Annotated in this window: 22 protein-coding genes and 1 tRNA gene; 10 read left to right on the forward strand and 13 right to left on the reverse strand. The window is 54.7% G+C overall.

The genetic code is table 11. The features are described from left to right. The first annotated feature begins 57 nt into the window (after positions 1-57). Positions 58-603, forward strand: a complete 546-nt coding sequence (locus RBB62_RS03215) for a hypothetical protein (protein ID WP_309396968.1) — start codon at positions 58-60, stop codon at positions 601-603. Between the two features lie 184 nt (positions 604-787). Continuing rightward, positions 788-1,408 (forward strand): ClpP family protease, encoded by a 621-nt coding sequence (locus tag RBB62_RS03220; protein ID WP_309396971.1) that lies wholly within the window; start codon positions 788-790, stop codon positions 1,406-1,408. A gap of 53 nt (positions 1,409-1,461) precedes the next feature. Here the strand turns inward: RBB62_RS03220 and RBB62_RS03225 are convergent, their stop codons facing one another. The 4 genes from RBB62_RS03225 to infC are packed head-to-tail and all read right to left on the reverse strand — an operon-like array spanning position 1,462 to position 5,207. Continuing rightward, on the reverse strand, positions 1,462-3,129 hold the full coding sequence (locus tag RBB62_RS03225) for a TIGR03790 family protein (protein ID WP_309396973.1): 1,668 nt from the start codon (positions 3,127-3,129) through the stop codon (positions 1,462-1,464). A gap of 10 nt (positions 3,130-3,139) precedes the next feature. Beyond that, positions 3,140-3,517 carry a fluoride efflux transporter CrcB gene (crcB, locus tag RBB62_RS03230; RefSeq protein WP_309396975.1) on the reverse strand — a complete coding sequence of 126 codons (378 nt, stop codon included), beginning with the start codon at positions 3,515-3,517 and terminating at the stop codon, positions 3,140-3,142. Next, positions 3,514-4,551 carry an N-acetylmuramoyl-L-alanine amidase family protein gene (locus RBB62_RS03235; protein WP_309396977.1) on the reverse strand — a complete coding sequence of 346 codons (1,038 nt, stop codon included), beginning with the start codon at positions 4,549-4,551 and terminating at the stop codon, positions 3,514-3,516. Before RBB62_RS03235 ends, crcB begins: the two co-directional genes overlap by 4 nt. Further along, positions 4,548-5,207, reverse strand: a complete 660-nt coding sequence (gene infC, locus RBB62_RS03240) for a translation initiation factor IF-3 (RefSeq protein WP_309396979.1) — start codon at positions 5,205-5,207, stop codon at positions 4,548-4,550. The genes RBB62_RS03235 and infC overlap by 4 nt, the downstream gene beginning before the upstream one ends. Positions 5,208-5,787: 580 nt before the next feature. Here infC and RBB62_RS03245 point away from each other — a divergent pair. After that, on the forward strand, positions 5,788-6,282 hold the full coding sequence (locus tag RBB62_RS03245; protein WP_309396981.1) for a UvrB/UvrC motif-containing protein: 495 nt from the start codon (positions 5,788-5,790) through the stop codon (positions 6,280-6,282). A gap of 93 nt (positions 6,283-6,375) precedes the next feature. Here RBB62_RS03245 and RBB62_RS03250 read toward each other — a convergent pair whose 3' ends face one another. The 3 genes from RBB62_RS03250 to RBB62_RS03260 all read right to left on the reverse strand — a co-directional run bounded on the left by RBB62_RS03250 (position 6,376) and on the right by RBB62_RS03260 (position 8,882). Beyond that, positions 6,376-6,909, reverse strand: a complete 534-nt coding sequence (locus RBB62_RS03250) for a hypothetical protein (protein ID WP_309396983.1) — start codon at positions 6,907-6,909, stop codon at positions 6,376-6,378. Between the two features lie 251 nt (positions 6,910-7,160). Next, on the reverse strand, positions 7,161-7,682 hold the full coding sequence (locus RBB62_RS03255; RefSeq protein ID WP_309396985.1) for a response regulator: 522 nt from the start codon (positions 7,680-7,682) through the stop codon (positions 7,161-7,163). 36 nt (positions 7,683-7,718) lie between these two features. Further along, positions 7,719-8,882: a type II secretion system F family protein gene (locus RBB62_RS03260; RefSeq protein WP_309396987.1), complete on the reverse strand. Its 1,164-nt coding sequence runs from the start codon at positions 8,880-8,882 to the stop codon at positions 7,719-7,721. Positions 8,883-9,002: 120 nt separating this feature from the next. Here RBB62_RS03260 and RBB62_RS03265 point away from each other — a divergent pair. Together RBB62_RS03265 and RBB62_RS03270 are read left to right on the forward strand one after the other, a co-directional pair. Beyond that, positions 9,003-9,077 (forward strand) — tRNA-Gly (locus RBB62_RS03265). 222 nt (positions 9,078-9,299) lie between these two features. Beyond that, the gene (locus RBB62_RS03270) at positions 9,300-9,527 is read left to right on the forward strand and encodes a DNA-3-methyladenine glycosylase I (RefSeq protein ID WP_309396989.1); all 228 of its coding nucleotides are present in this window, start codon (positions 9,300-9,302) and stop codon (positions 9,525-9,527) included. 74 nt (positions 9,528-9,601) lie between these two features. On the opposite strand, the gene RBB62_RS03275 is transcribed toward RBB62_RS03270, so the two are convergent. Both RBB62_RS03275 and RBB62_RS03280 read right to left on the reverse strand, forming a co-directional pair. Continuing rightward, positions 9,602-10,471, reverse strand: a complete 870-nt coding sequence (locus RBB62_RS03275; protein WP_309396992.1) for a hypothetical protein — start codon at positions 10,469-10,471, stop codon at positions 9,602-9,604. A gap of 3 nt (positions 10,472-10,474) precedes the next feature. Then, positions 10,475-11,734: a hypothetical protein gene (locus tag RBB62_RS03280; protein ID WP_309396998.1), complete on the reverse strand. Its 1,260-nt coding sequence runs from the start codon at positions 11,732-11,734 to the stop codon at positions 10,475-10,477. Positions 11,735-12,381: 647 nt separating this feature from the next. Between RBB62_RS03280 and RBB62_RS03285 the strand changes: the two genes are divergently transcribed. Then, complete coding sequence (locus RBB62_RS03285) at positions 12,382-12,771, forward strand: hypothetical protein (RefSeq protein WP_309397000.1); 390 nt, start codon at positions 12,382-12,384, stop codon at positions 12,769-12,771. Between the two features lie 233 nt (positions 12,772-13,004). Here the strand turns inward: RBB62_RS03285 and RBB62_RS03290 are convergent, their stop codons facing one another. The 3 genes from RBB62_RS03290 to RBB62_RS03300 are packed head-to-tail and all read right to left on the reverse strand — an operon-like array spanning position 13,005 to position 16,588. After that, on the reverse strand, positions 13,005-15,530 hold the full coding sequence (locus RBB62_RS03290) for an ABC transporter permease (RefSeq protein WP_309397004.1): 2,526 nt from the start codon (positions 15,528-15,530) through the stop codon (positions 13,005-13,007). Next, positions 15,530-15,880 carry a VOC family protein gene (locus RBB62_RS03295; protein WP_309397007.1) on the reverse strand — a complete coding sequence of 117 codons (351 nt, stop codon included), beginning with the start codon at positions 15,878-15,880 and terminating at the stop codon, positions 15,530-15,532. Before RBB62_RS03295 ends, RBB62_RS03290 begins: the two co-directional genes overlap by 1 nt. Before the next feature lie 9 nt (positions 15,881-15,889). Next, positions 15,890-16,588, reverse strand: a complete 699-nt coding sequence (locus RBB62_RS03300) for an ABC transporter ATP-binding protein (protein ID WP_309397009.1) — start codon at positions 16,586-16,588, stop codon at positions 15,890-15,892. A 39-nt stretch (positions 16,589-16,627) separates the two neighbouring features. Here RBB62_RS03300 and RBB62_RS03305 point away from each other — a divergent pair, with 39 nt between their 5' ends. Then, positions 16,628-17,314 (forward strand): arylesterase, encoded by a 687-nt coding sequence (locus RBB62_RS03305; RefSeq protein WP_309397013.1) that lies wholly within the window; start codon positions 16,628-16,630, stop codon positions 17,312-17,314. After that, positions 17,311-17,511: a hypothetical protein gene (locus RBB62_RS03310; protein ID WP_309397015.1), complete on the forward strand. Its 201-nt coding sequence runs from the start codon at positions 17,311-17,313 to the stop codon at positions 17,509-17,511. Before RBB62_RS03305 ends, RBB62_RS03310 begins: the two co-directional genes overlap by 4 nt. 72 nt (positions 17,512-17,583) lie before the next feature. On the opposite strand, the gene RBB62_RS03315 is transcribed toward RBB62_RS03310, so the two are convergent. Continuing rightward, the gene (locus RBB62_RS03315) at positions 17,584-17,793 is read right to left on the reverse strand and encodes a hypothetical protein (protein WP_309397017.1); all 210 of its coding nucleotides are present in this window, start codon (positions 17,791-17,793) and stop codon (positions 17,584-17,586) included. A gap of 214 nt (positions 17,794-18,007) precedes the next feature. Between RBB62_RS03315 and RBB62_RS03320 the strand changes: the two genes are divergently transcribed. Both RBB62_RS03320 and gmk read left to right on the forward strand, forming a co-directional pair. After that, positions 18,008-18,547 (forward strand): hypothetical protein, encoded by a 540-nt coding sequence (locus tag RBB62_RS03320; protein ID WP_309397022.1) that lies wholly within the window; start codon positions 18,008-18,010, stop codon positions 18,545-18,547. A gap of 158 nt (positions 18,548-18,705) precedes the next feature. Continuing rightward, positions 18,706-19,305 (forward strand): guanylate kinase, encoded by a 600-nt coding sequence (gene gmk / locus RBB62_RS03325; protein WP_309397024.1) that lies wholly within the window; start codon positions 18,706-18,708, stop codon positions 19,303-19,305. The last annotated feature ends 122 nt before the right edge of the window (positions 19,306-19,427 follow it).

A 19,427-nucleotide genomic window follows, 5' to 3' on the forward strand; every position in this document is an offset into this window, starting at 1 on the left:
CAACGATTAGAAGTAGCATAGGCGTCCCGCCTGTGCCCTATTCAATCATTCGTCTCCATGTTCTTCAGTCCAAACCAACCACTGAAGACATCGCAGCGCGCACTCCCTCATTGGCGACAAACTGGCGTTATCTACTTCGTCACCTTCCGCCTGGGCGATTCGATCCCCGCAGACAAACTCCGCACTTGGCGCGAAGAGCGGGATCTCTGGCTGGCCCAAAACGGGCAGCCCACCACCGAACAAGCACAAGCGGACTACGACGCACGCTTTTCCATGCGCCTCGAAACTTGGCTCGATTCCGGCATGGGCAGTTGCCTGCTTCATGAAAAGCGCGCGATCGAAACAGTCGCCAGCGCACTAAACCATTTCGACAAAGATCGCTACCTGCTAGACCACTGGGTGATCATGCCCAACCATGTCCACCTGTTAGCGATGCCGCCAACAACCATCCGTTGTCGGAAATTCTTCATTCCTGGAAATCATTCACCGCAAAGCAGCTCAATCAGCAATTCGAACGCGATGGCCTACTTTGGCAAAATGAATCCTATAACCGAATCGTCCGCAATGAAGCTGAACTGCAGTATTATCGTGAGTATATTTTGAATAATCCACAGAAGGCGGGCGTTCAACTGCCGGAAGAAGCAATCTCAGCTGTGCAAATTGAAGATACTTTGAAGGATATTTGATTGGTTAAAGCACAGGCGGGACGCCTATGCTACGCTAATACATCGCCCGCAAAATACCTTTTTGATTGGAAATTCCGCACTTTCCGCATCACATTAGGGCCATGATCCAATCCATAGCGAAAACTCCGGTTTCAGACTGCGGCGACGAAAAGAAAAAAGACGCCGAAAAGGGCGGCATTCAAATGCAGATGGAAAAGAAGTTCCTCGAGGAACGGAAGATTTTCCTCTGGGGCGAAGTCAATGATGAGTCGATGAAGGCCATCATGGAAAAGATGCTCTTCCTCGAAGCCGAAAAGCCTGGCGAAGAGATCAAATTTTACATCAACAGCCCTGGCGGCTCGATCACCGCTGGCATGGCCGTCTATGACACCATGCAGCTCATCAGCTCACCGATTAGCTGCATCGTCCACGGCATGGCCGCCTCCATGGGCAGTATCCTGCTCTCCGGTGGCACTAAGGGCCGTCGCTTCGTGTTCCCACACTCACGCGTGCTGATTCACCAGCCGCTGATCATGGGCCGCATCGTCGCCCCGGCAGTAGACATCAACATCCAGGCCGAAGAAATGGAAAAGCTCCGCGAAGAGCTCAACCGCATCCTCGCCGAAGCCTCCGGCCAGCCGATGGAAAAGATCCGCAAGGACACCGACCGCGACTTCTACCTGAACGCCCAGGAAGCCATCGAATACGGACTCGCCGACGGCATCTTCGAAGGCCCGCTCTAAGCCAGCGCGACTCAGTTCATTTTATAACGATAAGGCGTGGAGCGATCCGCGCCTTATTTCTTTTTGGCTGCCTTGGCCGCTTCGCGACGAGCTTTGCGCTCCTCGGCCTCCTTCCGCATTTGCTCTTTGATCGCATCCAGGTCCGATTGCCAATTCTTCGCCAAAACACGGTCGCCAAACTGATTGGCCAGCGGAATCGCCTTGGGAAGAAAGGCCAGCTTGGCGCTGCGGTTTGGCGCATCGTTGGCAATGACCCGCAGAATCTGGTAAGCCTTTTCTCGCTCTCGCATTTCCACAAAGAGCTCGGAAATTTGAAAGGCCAAGCCGACATTTTCCGGCGCAAAAGCAGTCATCTGCGTCACAAAATCCAACTGCGCTACAGCCTTTGCCCGCTCAAAACGCTTCTCCCAACCTAGCGCAATCTCATAGGCAATCGCCAAACCCGGCGCGTGGTGATATTGTCGCCGCAGGTACTCGAACGCCGCATCGTCGCCCTCGGCGTCGCGGATCTTTTCCGCCTGCCGCAGCACGACGTATTGAGAAAGCTCGTTGGTCGGATCAAGGTTTTCAAGCTGTTCCTCAAGCGATACCTTGAAGGGCTGGTAAAGTGGGTCGCCGAGCACAATCGTCATCCAGCTCAGGCCTTGCAGCGAATAATATGCGGCATCGCCAGCGGACATCCCGTCCATCAGCGCCCCCAGATAAAGCTGCGGCTGGTTCGTCAGTTGCAAGTAGGGCTCGTAAACATTACCGACCGTCGCGGCGACGCCGCGCTCGACGAGCCCCCCACCCCAGCGAGTGTTCGGCTTGCGCAGATGCTGCCCCGAAAAACTGCTGATGTGAATCGCCACGGCGCCCGCCGGAAAGCGAAAACGCTGGTCCGAAAAAGGCCCATCCGGCGTGTGCGTCCACCAACCAAAGTAAATCGCCGGCGCATCCATGCGCGCAGTCCAGCCAAAACGTGGTTTAGCCGTATCGATGGAAACCGGGTAATCGAGCTTCTCGATCTGCGCCGTGGCTTGGTCCAGCCATCCCTCCCCCTGCTTATGCGGTCCACCCTTGTCAATGTAGCCTCGGCCCTTGAGTCCATTGGCTTCGCCTAACAAGGCGCTGTCGATGAGGCGTTTGACCGCGGCCACGCTCGGCCCATCGAGCCGCGCCACCTTGATCACGCTGCCCAGCTGCATATAATTGGGCACTTTCTGTTGAAAAAGCGGATTCTTACCAGGGCCCGCGAGGGGCGTGTCCACAACTGGCAGGTAGGTCAACTCACTGTCGACCGAAGCCTGGCTGTTAGCCATCGCGCCCGTGGCATTCGGAGAGAAGGCCTTAACCGCCCCAGCCTCGTATCCATGCACCTGATACGGCAGACGGCAGAGCACCAGATAACCGATACTGTGACCCATCGGGACCATTTTTCGGCGACCGGCCGCGTCGTAATCGTCGGAAAGCACGGCGTTCATCCATTTTTTTTCAACGAGCTTTTCCCGTAGGGGATTGAATATCTGCTCCACGAACTCCTGGCACGTCAGACGCTCACCCTTGGAGGTCGCAATGGTGATCAGGTTTTGCTCCGGAATGTTCCGCTTGGCCAGATAATACTCGGCAATGGCCAGAGAGTCAGGGTCGTTGGAATTGGCGATCACCACCACTTGCTGCGGCTCTACCGCATGCAGGGTCAGGGTTAGCAGGAAACTTGCGAACAGGGCATGTAAACGCATGTTGGCCACGCTAGGCGCTGCCCAAGCTAATGGCCAGCCTGATTCCCACGTAGGTCGCCACCAGGCAGAGGACGACATTGAGCGCGATGTTGCCAAGGCCCGCCGCCCAGCGCTGCTCCTGTAGCATGGCCAACGTTTCGTAGCTGAAGGTGGAAAAGGTCGTAAAGGCGCCACAAAAGCCCGTCGCAAACAGCAATTTCAATGCATTGGGCGTATTCGTCCTAATCATAAACCAGCCCAGAACCACCCCGATGATCAACGAGCCCAGCACATTGACTGTTAACGTGGCCCAAGGAAAATCACCCTTCAACCACTGGCCAACCAGCGCCCGTGAAACCGCGCCAAGGCCACCCCCCAGGGCAATTAAGAGCAGCTGAGTCGCGTTCATGAGTCGATGCCGCGCGCGCGGTTGATGGCTTTTTGGTAGTTAAGTATTCCAGCCACGATCGCATCGGCTAACTTGTCGCGATAGGCTGAACTGCCGATATTACGCCCCTCACGTGGGTGGCTTACAAAACCGCCTTCCACTAGAACGCCCGGGCAATTCAGCGTCTTCAACACCGCAAAACGGGCTTTCTTCACGCCGCGGTCATCCGCCTTCGTTTTGTTAATCATCTGCGACTGAATGTGGTAACCCGCCAACATGCTCCAAGGAGCATCGCGATTGCCCGGATAGGTACGCTTGTCCGCGGTTTTCGCGTTCGTCGAAGCATGCCCCGCCGGGGTGAAAACGTAAGTTTCGATACCGTCAACCTTGGCGTTCGTGATCGCATTGAAGTGCAGGCTCACAAAGAGATCGGCATTCACGCGGTTGGCGAACTCCGGGCGGTCGGCCAGCGGAATATAGCGGTCGTCCGTCCGCGTAAGCGTTACCTTGTAGCCGTAGCGTTCCAGCCGAGCCTTCACGCGCTTAGCCAAGTCCATCGCCAAGTATTTCTCCTTCAGCTTGAGGCTGGCATTCTGCGCACCGCTGTCCTTGCCACCATGTCCGGGGTCGAGCACGATGTGGTAAAGCTTAGGCTTCGGATCATACTGCTGTGGAAAAAAGAGCGGCTTGATCGTATTCTCATAGTCCACCTCTGTCACATGTAGCACTCCGCCAGACAGAGCGATTGGCTCGCCGAGGTAAACCTTCTGCCCGTTGTAAGTGAAGTGGCTTTGGTGAAGCGTGAAACGGAGATTGGACCACTTACTATGGATCGATGCCTCTTGCCCCCGAATGCGCCACGTGTGGTCCATGCCGAAACGCGACGCCACCTCGGGCAGCGGAATGTAGCGATGCCCGTGCAGGGTCACTGCGCCTTCGAGCGGCACCCACGCACACAGGCACGCGAGCATCAGCCAGACAGCGCGGATGATATGAGAGCGGCGAAGCGTCGGCGCGAATGCGTGTAGATCGAGCTGCTCAGCGCTCGAAATCATTCTTCGCGCTCGTCCTCGTGCTCTTCCGCGTGGTCGTCGTGATCTTCTTCGTGCTCGTCCGGGTCTTCGCCACGGTGGTGGCTATACTTGAGCGGCTGGCGCTTGCCCGCAGGCAACGGCGACATCGTCGTGGTGATATTACGACCCACGAGCTTCGGCGGATTATCGGACTGGCCGATGTGCAGAAGGTCGTTGATGGCGCGCTTGACGACGACGAAACCGAGGTCCTGATGCTGCATTTCACGGCCACGGAACATGAGCGTGATCTTCAGCTTGGAGCCGTGATTGAGAAAATCTTCGGCGCGACGGAGCTTGGTCATGTAGTCGTGCTCCTCAATGCGCACACGGAACTTAACTTCCTTCATGCGCGAGGCAGATGCCGACTTCTTGCTATCCTTCTCACGCTTACTCTGCTCGTACTGGTATTTACCGTAGTCGAGAATACGACATACCGGCGGGCGCGCGTTCGGCGAAACTTCGAGCAAGTCCAAACCAGCCTGCTTGGCTAAGTCGAGAGCGTCCTTGGTCTTCATTACGCCCACTTGTCTGCCATCGGGTCCGATCACACGGATCTCCGGCACGCGGATGCGTTCGTTTTTGCGTGGGCCACGGTTAAAATTGCGGCCGCGTCCTCTTCCGAATGGTGCTTTTCCCATTAAGAGTCGGATGCTCGCAATTGCCCGCCACAGCGCGGGGTCTCGCGTAGGTTAAGGTTCGTTGAGTTAACGAATGTATACTTTGGCATAAAAATCAGAATCCTATTAAGAATACGCCTCCAGATTTTTTCAATCTATTTTGCGTTAAATAAAAAGAACGCTCCAAAAGGCGTTTTCTCCGGCAGCGACGACTCCCCAATGAAGCACCTCCATCCGCCACCTTCGCTTAGACCGAAAAAGATGAAAGCGCCTTCTTTTCTAAGAAGACGCTTTCGGAAATTGAAGGCTGGCGGCCTACCCCTAAACCGCCAGCCATTGTTTTCTACTTTATCTCGTTGCTTGTTACCCCATCTCCCGTAGGAGAAAGTTGATTATGCTGCTAACTGTAGCTTCGTTTGTGCCAATGTCAACAGCTTTTTCTTAAATTTATTTATCACCCCAAATTTATTGTTTGATCAGTATAATTAATGGGACTTTTCTTCGCGACGAATGTTCCCCAAAAAAATCATACAGGCGAAAAATTACCAGTTCTGTCGTTGATTCATTGAAATATTGGCGAATTGCTGACATATATAAAGTCGTGAGTGGTAAAAAGAAATGCGTAATTTGCGGCGCGACAGCAAAGGTATTTATCAACCTGGTAAAAACCGGCCACTCAGCACACAGTGCTTACTGCCTTGAGCACGCGGACGAGCTTGGGCTGCTCTCACCGGGCGCATACGCATTACTCGACTCCGCCGAGACCAACCATGCCGAACAGCACCACAACTCGGCCAAATGCCCCAGCTGCGGTTTCACTTTGCGGGATTGGAAACGCACTGGCCGCTTTGGCTGTGCGGATTGCTACCAAGCCTTTGAAGAGAAAATCATGCCCGCACTCAAACGCCTGCATACCGACAGCGTGCACCGCGGCAAGATCCCCCACGCCGCCATTACCCCCGGACTTGTCGCCAACCGTATTCAAGAGCTGCAACGTCAGCTCGACTCCGCCGTTCAGGAAGAGCGCTTTGAGGACGCTGCTCAGACACGCGACCTCATGGCTGAACTCAAATCCTGGAAGCCGCACAATTCCTAGAGGGCGTTTGACCTCAAGCCAACCTGTTGGCCTTAGAGCACTCACCTATAGGCCATCCGATCAAAAACCAGCGCCTCACCCAGACTTCCAGCATTAAAACTCGGCCCCCGTGTCGAAAATTTCGCCATCGAGCGAGAAAAAGACATAGAAATTGCCGTCACTGGGCGTCAAAGAGAGATCGCAAGCCCAGTGGCCGCTGTCATCACCTTCATATAGACCGGGTGCTGAAATCTTAATTTGGCAATTTTGAGGCGTCGGCGCGTTGGGACGCTCAAATTCCGCACGTGCGTCCATCAGGGCGTCGAGCACCGTAGGCCACAGGAATTCCCAACGCTGGTTGAGCTCATCAATCTGCGCAATGCCAGCATGCAGATCCTGAATCGACACGCGAAGCTCGGCATTGAGCGGCACGTTACCATCGGCATCCTCCTCTCCAAAAGACAACTCGGATGAAAACCCCGGAATCGCGAACGATACCCGCATCTCGCCAAGCCCATCCACCTCCCCAACGGCAAACAGGCTATGGTCGTCGAAATCGATCCGTAACTCACCAAACTGCCCATCGGGCAACTGAGCGACAGTCGCGCCGTTTTCGAGGTCGAAGTTCTTGGGATTGGATTCGCTCATAAAGATCGGTGAGAAGGCGGATAGGCAATGCAGCTAGAGCACGAAGCTAAACCGCAGTTGGTCGCAAGATTTTTTTGAACATTGAGGATGGATAATGCCGCCCCCCATCGAAACACGCCAACCGACCGCAACCACATGACTGAAGTTGACGCCAGACCGATTGGCAATACCCTAGGAAACAGATCACGGGAGACACCATCCACACTTGCCCAACCCATTTGACTGCAATCCGACCAAACCGCCGGAGGGCATTAAGATGGATCAATGCCAAGAATGGCGGATGCCTTAGCTTTATCGCCGTCACAAACATCCATAACAAAGCCCACGTAATTTTCCTCAGCAAGCTGAAGGTGCTCTGCCAAAGTCGGCAGGCTCTCGATCTCGGATTCACACAATTGCGGGCGGCGAACCTTGGACTCTTCATACGCCCGCTCAACGGCAACCATAAGCGAATCCACCTGAATGGGTTTCTCAATGACCAGAAAAACGCCAGCAGCAATAGCAGCAGAAGAGAGTTCCTCGCTGGAGAATCCTGACATCAGTATGATGATTACACTGGGATCAGTCTCCAGAAGACGGCGCGCCAGCTCAAGCCCATCCATCGGCTCCATGGCATAGTCAATCAACACCACATCGAAACGGCTCTGCCGATAGCGCATCAATGCCTCCTCCCCCGAAGATGCGCCCGCACACAAATAGCCAGTAGCGCCCATGAGCCCGGTCAGCATTTCATGAATTGCAGGCAAGTCATCAACAATGAGTAAACTGGGCATAAATCGATCGGTGAAGGGAGGGGAGAACGCGCGACTTTAGCCGCCCACAACACTGGACAACTGGAAGATCGGCAGGAACATCGCCATCACGATACCACCAATGACCACACCCAGCACACAAATGAGGATCGGCTCCATCAGCGATGTCAGTGATTCGACAATATTGTTCACTTCCACGTCGTAGAAGTCGGCAATTTTATTCATCATGCCATCCACATTACCCGTCTGCTCACCGGCCTTGGCCATGTGCTTGACCATCGACGGGAAGTAAGGCGTGTCAGCAATGATTTCCGACAATTGCCCCCCTTGGCTGATATGTCGGCTAAAGTTCACGCAGGCGTCTTCAATGAAGGTGTTATTCGAAGCGCTGGAGCAAATTTCGAGCGTGCGGAGGATCGGCACGCCGCTTCGCAGCAGAATCGCATAGGTGCGGCAGAAGCGAGAAATATTCACCTTTTGAGAGAGGTTGCCAATAATCGGCAGCTTACTGAAGAAAACATGCTGAGCGCGACGGCCGCGAGGCGTGGCAACGATGCGCTTAAGCGTCCAGAAGAAAGCCACACCCCCAAGGATCAACCAGTGAATGTTGAACTTTAGGAAGTTAGAAATATCGATCAGCATCTGCGTCGGCTTCGGCAGCTCAGCACCGAAATCAGCAAACATTTCCGCGAATACCGGGATCACAAAAATGAGCAGCACATTCACCAGAACTACCGCCAAACCGATAACCGCAATCGGGTAAGTCATCGCGCTCTTGACCTTTTTGATGAGGGCCAGGGAGTCTTCAAAGTAGAGCGCGACCTTGGACATAATGTCCGCCAGCGCACCCGACGCCTCACCAGCCTCCACCATGGAAATGAACAGGTTCGGGAAGGCGCGAGGAAACTTTCGCACCGCATCGGAGAAGGCAGTGCCTCCCGCGATGTCATTGCGCACATCTCGAATAATAATCTTAAAAACCGGATTCTCCGTTTGGTCCTGCAACGCTTCCAACGCACTCACCAACGGCAAACCGGCCTCAAGCATCGAAGAAATTTGCTGCGTGAAAACAGCCAGTTCATCCAGCTTGATCTTCTTGCGATGGGCCTGCTTCTCATAAGCCTTTTGCTTGGCCAGCCGCTGCGATTCTGCGAAAGAGGGTTTCTTCTTGGCGCTCCCACCGGTTGAGGTGGTCGCCGCGCTTTGACTTAACATCGCCATAGTTAATGCAGGATCAATTGGTTCTTTCGTCGCGCAATAGCAGTAATGATTGAAGGTGCGCAATTTGAGCAATTATACTTGACCTAATTAGTGAACAAGGTCAAGCCTTCCCCTTGTCATGCGGGCGTAGTACAACGGCTAGTATACGAGTCTTCCAAACTTGGGATGAGGGTTCGATTCCCTCCGCCCGCACCAAGTTTCACCTGTAAGGGCTCAGCCACCTACCAGATAAACGCCTCCCAAATAAGGGAGAGCCCAAGCCAGGGTAAGGCGTTGCGCCCAGACACAACCACGTCCAACCAGGGAAATTGCCTTAAATTTACAGTCTGCTGCCGACTCCACCGCACTCACTCCACCTGCCCCCAAGCGGCCCGACTGAAGATCAGAGAAAACGCCCAACAAGCACCCAAACGGCACATGTTTAGCGCGTTTTTTACATTTGTCCCCAGCCGGTCACACAGAACACTTAACGCCCGGTGCGCCAACGAGAGCAAGACAACCAGCACCATCCGCATGAAATTTAAAAAGCATGCCTTCTGCTTCGCCGACTCCACCATCTGCTACGCCTTCATACAAGCCGTCGACATGGTCAACGACCACACAACCGCCTGCTTCCGACACCGGGAGCTGAAGGGCCCAGCCTAGCGTGAATTACACAGGAACTGCATCTTCAATGTGACACACCACCATAGGTCGATACCTACACCGCTTTGTTGTGCCTATTCTTTTTGGGCGTATTCGAGGAACTTTACGCCTTTTTCAGCTGTAGCAAAACTCCCTTCGATTTTATCTCCGTTCGTGTAGACCACTATAATTTCGATCTTCCTAAATTCACTTCTTGCAGGAATATCAAACCGCCCACCCAAGAATGAAACAGCCTGTTCGATATCCGAAAATTCGCTAGAGGAGCCAAAGAGAGGGCTAATAATGATCTTCTGAATTGATCTCGTTAAAACGCTCCTGAGGCGCTCGATGAATACTGTTATTTCTGTAGCATTCAGATCCTTTAATCTGTCTTTCAACTGCTGTCTTTTCGCCGCATTTAATTCTTTGATTTCCTGAATACATCTGGCGAAGTCTTCATCAGGTGTAGCCTCATCGAACTCCGCATCAATACCGACTGAGCAAAATGCCGAAATAATTGAATCATAAGAAAAGTATAGAACATTAAAACCAACTGATTTCAACTGCTGCAACGAACTTTCAGTGAAAATCCCTGCAACTACAGCCCCTAGAAATGGCGCATCCCATGCATAATGTTCTGCGATAGGCAATACAGCCCCTTGGATTTCTTGGGCCTTGTTTCGTGAATGCTTAGTATATCGCCGCCATGCGGCCTCAATAAATGCAAGAGGTCGTCCTCTAACATCTTTAGAACCTCCATCTTCGATCACAAAATCTAGATCATGGTCATTCCCATACTTATCTTGCCACTTAACCTTTTTCCCTGCTCTGGCCTTTCCTCTCAAGCCGGCTTGATCAACGTAGTATCCATATTCATCGGAAAATTCTTTTAGAAAAGGAAAGATGATCTCCTCCAACATGTTCCCGATCATCTGCCCAAACTTATGTGCTGGTGATTCTGCCATAAACTATCCTTCGATCCAGAGGTTTCCTTCGTGAAGTGGAACTTTATGGACCCGGTTATCCCACTTTATATTTCTATCCCTCAACTTTTCAAAGCTGTACCCCTTGAAACCAGCTGCTACTGCAAGTTCTCCCAGCCACCTATCTGCTGGGACATGAACGCCATATGGTGCTGAATCACCGATTACGAAGCACACTTTACTGCCCTGGGCCATGATCGGCCTTAGATTGCTGAAGATCTTAGCTAAATCACTAAAATAGGCGGCTACCATCGTATGGTAGGTTTTCTTTCCGCCTTTAGTCATCCTAACCTCAGCAAGCGTCTCACAAACAGGTCTTATTTCATCGATGACCGGAGAGAGTAAATCTTCCTTAAGCAAACTATTGAGATCAAGGCGCTCTGCAGCTGAGTGCTGTGAGCAGGAACGCAAAAGGTTTTTCCTTACCACCGATTGCAAATCCTTCCAACCTTCAACTTCCTTCCAGAACGTCATTTCTAATCGCGTCGCATCTGCGTAATCGTAATTATTTGGATAAGGCGGCGACGTAACCAATAAATCATACTCTCGGTTAGTAACGATCGTCTCTCTTGCATCGTGCAAGCTAACACTTGAATTCTTGTGCCATCCCTCAGTAAGAACTTGAAATGAATCTGCTACCACTTGATCGCAATAAGCATTAAAAGCATCAAATGGTGATTTACTCGAATTCTTCTTTTTGTTCGGGAGAACATACTGCCACTGAGCAGTCCCAGCATGACTACATGGTCGTAGAATTGATGTAATCCCGAGCCAAATCAGCTTTGCTTCCTTAGCCTCCTTTGGGAGTTCACAATCAAGATACGATAGCCGAAATCTTTCTAGGATAGACAGCGTCTCTCTATCGTAAATTTTTCCAAGCAATTTATCATCACTGCGATCTTCTACATCGTTCAAGTTCTCTACTCTTGCAAGGAAGTCGCTGACGAAGTCAGCAAAACGCTTTCTGTCAAAATCCCAAGACAGCTTCGCATCAGCAATTCTCTTAACAAAAACATGCGATTCAATTCCTTCGCTGGGAATGCTGCAAGAATCACCGGCCAATAAAGTAGTTCCTGATCCTACAAATGGATCGAAGATGGATGTAGCTCGGTTCTCTTCGATCACTGACTTCACCCATTCAGCCGAAAATCCAGCCGAGTAACGAAACCAACGATGAACAGGAAGCTTCAAATTATCGATGAAGGTTCCGCTTCTTGCTTTTCTTTTTTCTGTTGCTACAGGCATTGAAGAACTATGTAGGACTTTAATCAAATCGCGAGGTTTTCTTTTTTAGCACAACAAGTGATGGGATGCTTTTTAAATGTCATGTATGCTCCTCATCATGAGCCGATGGCCCAATTACTCTAGCCGCTTCGGACGAGAAGCATGGCCCGCGTAACGCGCCACACTATCGCTGATAGTTAAGCCCTCGCTTCCGCGCAGAACAGGACGGTCAAATTCAACGCTTCCTTGGAGTTCATTCAGGATCGATCTTTGATTCTACAAAACCATCCCATCGGCAATGAATCGACCACATGGGGACCAACCAATCCTCCCCTGAGCCGCCCAGCTTCGCCGCAAGAACCAACGGGTTCTTCGGCGAATCGAGCCGGATTTTCGTTGGAACGTCTTGGTTTTGCTCGGGATCGACACGGTTTGAGCCAGGATCGACTCGGTTTGGCGCGGGATCGACTTGGTTTTCGGGAAAAACAGGTCAATCTGCTAGTAAACTAAGCCGATTCTCCGCGAATAATTTACTATTTTAATCTTTTTAGTAAATTTAGCGCTTTATTCTGGGCGCATTTTGTTCATTATATTATGTGTGGGAGCGATTCCTATGACGTCTGGCCACGAAGGCCGGGCGCGCCTAACCACCATCCACCACACCACGAATGAGCTACCAAAAATACCATGAACGCATGCGCGCCATCTTGAGCGCGTGGACCCAACTCGCGCCTGAAGAATCCTTTGGTGGCCTGACTTTGGCGGAATTCACCGCCAAGTTTCAGGCTATCGAAGACGCCAAGGCCCAGGTCGATCAACGCAAGCTCCAGCTGAGCAGCGATCGGCAAACCTACAGCCTCCTGTTGCGCGGCGAACGCGATTCGCTACGCCTAATCAGTAATAGTGTATGCGGCAACCCTGCCCACGGCGATGACAGCCCCCTCTACCGGGCCATGGGCTACGTTCCGCGCTCGGAACGGGCCAGCGGCCTCTCCCGTCGCACGAGCGTCGAGGCTGAAGCGACAACGGACAATTCGCCGGAAGCTGAGGCCGCTTAGGCGACCATCATTCCGCAGGCAATTCAACGCCATCTCAAGCCGCCGCGCCCTGCCAATGGGCGCGGCGCTTTTCTTTTCGAATGCTATCGAATATCAAACATGAGTGGCCACAAAGAGGCGCATAAGAACGCAAAGCAGTGGGTGATGCTTTATATTATGTGGCTTTTGCGACTCTTTGCGGCCGAGCCAAGTCGTATCGCCTGAAATCGGGACCCTAATCTCGACCAGCCCCATCAGCCCGCTTCTTCCGAGCGCAGGACGGCCAGTGGTGGGCTGTTGGAAATGCCGCGGCTGTTGGCCAGGCCGGTGAAGAGCGTCAACGCAGTCGTGACGATGATCGTAACCAACGTGGCGATAATCGGCACGGGCGGATCGGTTTCGAAAACCCAGATGGCCAGCCCCGCGGCTGCCGCCCACGCCAGTAACGCGCCGACCAGCCCCGCCAGCAGGCCGACCGCCAAGTATTCGACGGCCATGATGGCGCGGATCTGTTTGGCGCTGGCGCCGATGGTTCGCAAGAGCACGCTTTCGCGGAAGCGCTGGTAGCGGCTGGTGATGACTGCCGAGGCCAGGACCACAACGCCCGTCAGCAGCGTGAACGACGCCATGAAGCGCAGGGCGAACGCCACGCGCCCGAGGATGTCGCGCAGGCCATCGAGGACGATGCTCAGATCGACGGCCGTGATGTTCGGGTAGGCCTGCACCACTTTGCGTTGCAAAGTAGCGAGCGATTCTTTGTCCGGCGCGCGGATAAAGGCGAGGTGCCAGGTGGGCGCGCCTTCGAGCACGCCTTCCGGAAAGACCGCGAAAAAATTCGGGCGCATGCGTTTCCAATCTACTTCGCGCAGCGAGGATACTTTGCATTGCAAAGTGAGGCCCTGAATATTGAACGTAAGTGTGTCGCCGACGCCGATCCTCAGGTCTTCCGCCATGCCGTCTTCGAGGGAAATCGGCACCGGCTCCTCAAAGCCATTCCACTGCCCGGCGAACTCTCCGGCCACCACAGTTTCCGTCACCGAGGGCTGGCCGCGCCACGTAGAGCGCCACTCACGGTTGATAATCCAGTTGTCGATATCGCTGGTTGGGTCGGCCTTAATCTGCGCCACCGTGCGGCCATTCACTTTCTCCAAACGCATGGCAACGATTGGCGCGCCATCAGCGATGGTCATCCCCTCACCCTGAACGATGTCCTCGAAGCCTGCGAGTTGATCCGTCTGGATATCAAAAAACATGGTGTTCGGCTCGTTAGCGTCGTCGACCAGTTGTGTATCGCTCAAGAGCACGCCTTCGATCAGGAACAGCGTCTGAATCAGAAACGCGCCCATGCCGAGCGTCACTACGAGAAACAGCGTGCGGTTGTTGGGCCGGTGCAAATTCGCCAAACCTTGGCGGCACACGTAGCTCTGCACGCGTCCGGCAACTAGCGACAATACTTTGCGAAGCAAAGCTGCTGCCGCAGTGAAGACCACCAACGCCACCAACAACCCGACCGCAAACGCCGCGCCATGCCACCAGGTTTCAGTTTGCGAGGAGCAATACGCAATGAGCAAGACCACAATCACGCCCCAAACCAAGGCCACCAGTGGGTCAAATTGACGGCGCGGCTGAAAGCTGGCCCGCAACGCACGCAGCGGGCTCACCTTGCGTAGGGGCAAGAGCGGCAGCAGGGAAAACAGCGCCGCGATCAGCCAGCCGAACAGCATGCCTTCGAGCACGCGCGGCCAGCTGACAAAGCTCTCGATCTCAAACGGCAACAGCGGCCCAATCACCGCCGGCAGCCACACCTGCGCGAGCACGCCGAGCGAGGCGCCGATCAATGCGCCCACAAAGGTCACCGCCAACACCTGCCAGAGAAACACCCGACACGCCGCGCCCACGGAGCAACCAAGGAAGCGCAACACGGCGACCGACTCCAGCTTGCCACGCAAGTAAGCCTGCACGGCGCCCGCCACACCCACGCCACCCAGCAGCAGCGCGATCATCCCCACGAGGTTGAAGAAGCGATAAAGATTTTCCAGCGACTGCCCGAGATCTTCCTTGCGCTTAGCAATCGTGGTAAGGCGCACGCGCTCGCCACCAAGCCGTTGCTTCGCCTGCTCGGCCACCGCATCAGCATCGACGCCATCGGGCAGCTTAATGTCGTAACGATGGAAGGCGATCGTGCCGAAGCCGATCAAATCCGTGGCCTCCAGATACCGCGCCGCAATGTAAACGCGCGGCGCGAAGAGCCCCGCAAAAGCCGACTCGCCGGGCACCTCGACAATTTCCGCGGCGATGGTAAACGTCTGCTGCCCGAGCTTGATCGGGTCGCCGACCTTCAGGTTAAAAAGCGCAAGGAGCACGGGGTCGACGACCGCGATTGCCTCGCTGCGATCACCCACCCGCACACCGGCGGGCAGCGTTTCAAACTCACCGTAGTAGGGGTAGTTTCCCTCGACCGCGCGCACCTGCACGAGACGCGTATCTTCGGTGCTCGGGAAATACGCCATCGAGCTAAAGCGCGTCTCACGGGACTGGTCGCCGCCAAGGCTTTCAATGTAGAACTTGGCCGCCTCACTATAAGGCGTGCGCGAAGAAATCCGCAGGTCCGAACCGAGGAGCGTTTGCGCCTCCTCGTCCATCGTGGAGCGGAGGTTGTCCCCAAAGGAATTAATCGCCACCAGCGCCGCCACACCGAACACAATCGAAATCGCGCACAACAGCAGTCGCTTCTTTTGGGTGCGCGCATCGCGCCAGGCAGTCAGGAGCGTGAAGGACATTAGGAGGCTGCGGTGATTTCAATGCGGTGCCCATCCGGATCGTCGATGACCATACGACGGCCCCACTCCGAATCTTTGGGCGGCGAAACAATTTTCCCGCCGGAGGCTTCAACCATCACGAAGACTTGGTCAAAATCTGGCACTGCAAGCCCGAAGCGTAGGCAAGTGGTTAAGTCGCTCTCATCGCGCTGAGGATAAATTTCGAAGACGACCTTCCCCAGCTCGGTTCCGAAATGCTCCGGCCCTTTCCCGTGGCGATGCTTCGGCAAAGAACGCCCCAAAAGCGCCTCGTAAAACTTGGCCAATTTTTCCGGGTCCGGTGATCGTAAGACGATTAAATTCAACTCCATGGCACTCCCTTACAGTTGAACAATTTGCCCGTCGCGGACGCCGAGTCGGCGCTGACAGCGGTTGGCCAGATCGAGATCGTGAGTGACGAGGACCAGCGTTGCGCCGTGGTCGCGGTTGAGCTCGAAGAGGAGCTCTTCAATGCGCTCGCCGGTCTCGGGGTCGAGGTTACCCGTGGGCTCGTCGGCAAAGAGAATCTTCGGGTCGTTGATGAACGCGCGGGCCAGCGCCACACGCTGCTGCTCGCCGCCGGAGAGTTGGATCGGGTAATGGTCTTCGCGGTCGACGAGACCGACTTTGTCCAGCCACTTGAGCGCCTTCTTTTCCACACCGCGTTCGCCGCGCAGCTCGAGCGGGGCCAGCACGTTTTCGCGCGCGGTGAGGGTCGGGATCAGCTGGAAGTTTTGAAACACGAAGCCCACGTGCTCGTTCCGGAGCTTGGCGCGGCCGTCCTCGGTGAGGTTTTCCCAAGCGACGCCCTGCAAACGGATCGAGCCCGCGCTCGGGTTATCGAGCCCGGCACAAAGCCCCAAAAGCGTTGTCTTACCACAACCGGACGGGCCGACAATGGCCAGCGTCTCGCCGGCGCCGATAGTGAAGTTGACGCCCTTCAGGATCTCCAGCGTTCCGTGGGCAGCCTGGTAGCTCTTGCGCACGTCGATGGCTTCCAGCACGGGCGCGCTGGCAGGTGTTGGTTGGTTATCCGGCATTGCTAATTTAGGAACACGCTTCAGACTCTTTTGCAAACGATGACGTTAAACAACACGCAGAGCGCCAACTGGTTCCATCGCTTTTTCGCCGTGGTTCTCTTATTAATGGCGACGCTCGGAGCATTCGCGAAACCCGCAGCCGTGGTCTTTTATGGCGACAGCCTGACCGCCGCCTACCAGCTCGATCCCGATCAAGGCTACCCAGCGCTGCTACAGCAGAAGGTCGAGGCAGACAACTTGCAGGCGGACTACGAGGTCGTCGCATCCGCGGTCAGCGGAGAAACCTCGGCTGGCGGACAGGCGCGCATCAAGTGGGCGCTGACGGGCCTCAAACGTAAAAAGCAGGACGTCGCGGTGTTCGTGCTCGCGCTGGGGTCCAACGACGGGCTCCGCGGGCTGCCCGTTGCCAACATGCAGGAAAATTTGCAAGCGATCCTCGACACGGTCAAAGCTCGCTACCCGGACGCGCAGGTAGTCGTCGCCCGGATGTTCATGCCGCCAAATCTCGGCGAGGCCTACCGTGAAGAATTCGCCAATGCCTACGTCAGTCTAGCTGAAGCCAATGACGCCATACTGATCCCGTATTTGCTCGATGGCGTCGCGGGCGACCCCAAGCTGAATCTGCCCGACGGCATGCACCCCAACGCCAAAGGCCAGCAAATCATAGCCGACAACCTTTGGCCCATTATCAAGCCGCTACTCACGACCGACTCGCCACAATCATGAAACTCGCCGTCGCATTAATTGCCGCCGCGCTGCTCACCGCCTGCGCCACCACTGAACCCACCGCCGAGCAAAAGGCACAGGAAGCCAAAGACCGGGAAGCAATGAAGGCTGGCGCCAGCCAACTTAAAAAATCCGGTGCAGTCGTCGAGGACAGTGCACTAAATCCACCACAGTCAGACTTAAGCGTCGATTTGTAGGGAGTATCTGGATGCTTCCCAATGCTTATTTTCCAACGCAGTGACCTAGCATTGGCCCACTCGCCAATCGGCCTACAGGCGGTTGCCCGTGTCGGGCTCGTTTTCACAACACGACGCGGCTGACCGGCTCTGAACATTACGGAAAATTCGCTGCTGTTCCGCAATATTGCTGCTCATGAACTCTTCCATCGTCATGCCATGCAAACGCGCCCAGCGTTCCATTTCAAAGCGCTGCTTGGGTGACAGGTCACCCCGGCATCCGGACTGATTTTCTTGAGACATTTTTCTATTTGATGATATTTCTGGGAAGAACAGAGGTAGATGCGGCTCATATCGGTAAGAATTTTAGATAATTTAGACCTAAAATGTGATTTAAACATTAAACCCCATTTTACTACCGGGCTGAAAACCCGCAGCGACAGAGGGCCAAAGTCTAGCCGGATTGAAATTTTTGGGCTTTTCATGCGTAGCAGCATGCCCCATCGTGCAAGGCTTCATGTCGCTTTTTCTTGCAACCTTGTTGACCGGTCTCGCGCTAATTGCGTGGGGGCTGCCTTTCCTGAAAGGCGGTCCTGGCGTCCAACAACGCGCCACCAAGCTCCTGCGCTCGCAAAGTGCGGCTTACGTGCTCTTTGGCGGCGCGGCGCTGTGGTTCCTGTGGCTCGTGACTCAGCTGGGCAAAGCCGACTTCGGTGACTACAAGATGATCATGCTGTTTGTTTTTGGCGCTGCCGCTATCGGCGCCTTTAAATACACCCCTGACTTCCTGGCCGTGCGCGGCTTGGCCGGACTGATTCTCCTCGCGGCGAGCCCGCTGCTCCACGCCGCCTACATGCAATACGACTTGCCCCAGCGCCTTCTGCTCGTCAGCGCCGTTTACCTATTAATTGTGGCAGCGATGTTCATTGGCACAATGCCCTACCTCATGCGCGACCTCTTCCAATGGCTCTGGGCACAGCCCAAGCGCCCAAAGCTTTTCGGCGGCGCCTTCGTCGCCTATGGCGCGCTACTCGTCGCGACCTCGTTTACCTATTAAGCAGCCTGCCGTTGCATCCAAGGAGTTGCACCGTGTGCAAATGCCAGCAGGATGAAACGGCGGATCGAGACGCTCAGCGCCAACTTTTCAGGCGGAGAGATTCTTTAACATTCTCCTTTTTCCTTTAAACTTTCACCTTCGCCCCCCATTTTCCACGCATGGAACCCCACGCTTCGTCCGGACTCATGCTCGTCGTCTCAGGTCCAGCGGGCAGCGGTAAAACCACCGTCTGCGACCGCATGCTGGAGAACTACGACACGATTGGCCGCGTCATCACCTCTACCAGTCGTGATCCCCGGCCCGGCGAAGCCGATGGCGTCGACTACTATTTCTTCCCGCCAGAGGAATTCGGCAAAATGATCGACCACGGCGAGTTCTACGAGCACGCCCAAGTACATGGCCGCTACTATGGCTCCCTCAAGCGAGAGATTGACGCCAAACTCGCCGCTGGCATCGACCTACTGCTCAACGTAGACGTACAAGGTGCCGCGACCTACCGCCAAGCATCTCTGGATAACGACGCCCTTCGCGGCCGCGTGGTCACGGTCTTCATTCAGATCTCGCCCGAGCAAGTCAGGGAACGCCTCGAACACCGCAACAGCGATGACGATGCAGAAATACAACGCCGCATCGAAACAGCGACCAAGGAGCTCGAAGAAGCCGTCCACTACGACCACGTAATCGTCAGCGGCAGTCGCGACGAAGACTTCGCCCGCCTCGCCGCCATCTACGAAACTGAGCGCAAAGCGCGGGCATAGCAGCACTTTTCTTTTAAGTAGGCCGATCAGGTCGCAGTGATTTCATGTTATCTCTAGCAAATCGACTGGTGCGAAAAGGGTCGCTACAGGTCCATAATGAGCCTTTGTGCGACCGCGACGAT

This window comes from Cerasicoccus maritimus (assembly GCA_031296935.1).
GTDB lineage: Bacteria > Verrucomicrobiota > Verrucomicrobiia > Opitutales > Cerasicoccaceae > Cerasicoccus > Cerasicoccus maritimus.